The organism is Actinocorallia libanotica, assembly GCF_039525175.1.
GTDB classification, from domain to species: domain Bacteria; phylum Actinomycetota; class Actinomycetes; order Streptosporangiales; family Streptosporangiaceae; genus Actinocorallia; species Actinocorallia libanotica.
The window spans coordinates 1-516 of the sequence record NZ_BAAAHH010000132.1; the positions used below are offsets into that span (position 1 = coordinate 1).

Sequence of the window (516 nt, forward strand, 5' to 3'; positions counted from 1 at the left end):
TGCTCATGCCGCCACCGCCAGCGCGATCTCGCGGTCGGCCTCCAGGAGCATCTCGCCGAAGATGTCGGCGAGGGCGTCGGTGCGGGCCAGCTCCTCCAGGTCGCCCACGAGCGGCTCCAGCAGCTCGGGGTCCAGGACCAGGACCAGGGGGTCGCGGTCGACGGGGAGCGGGATGTTGATCGCGGGGGCGGCCTGGAGGTCGGACACCGAGAGCCCGTGGTGGTCCATCCAGGTGGCCAGGTGCTTCATGAACGTGAGGCGGCACTCGGCCAGGCGCTCCTCGTAGGAGACGGGCGCCTCACCGTGCCCGAGGGCGTCCTCCATGAGGAGGTCGGGGGTGCGGGCCAGTGCCCAGGTGATCGCCCCGGGGTAGGTCTGGGCCAGCAGCTCGTCCAGCTGCTGGGGGCGCTGCTTGGCGCAGTGGCCGGTGATGGAGAAGATGGACACAGGACTGCTCCGCTCTAGTCGGTTGTGGTCCAGGCCCTCGGTGTTTGCTTGGCGGCTCACCGGGGGCCC

At 70.9% G+C, this 516-nt stretch carries 1 protein-coding gene; it reads right to left on the minus strand.

Annotated elements, in window-relative coordinates:
* Positions 1-3 precede the first annotated feature (3 nt).
* Positions 4-516 (minus strand): hypothetical protein (locus ABD140_RS40025; RefSeq protein ID WP_344248319.1); only part of this gene is annotated, 513 nt, incomplete at its 5' end.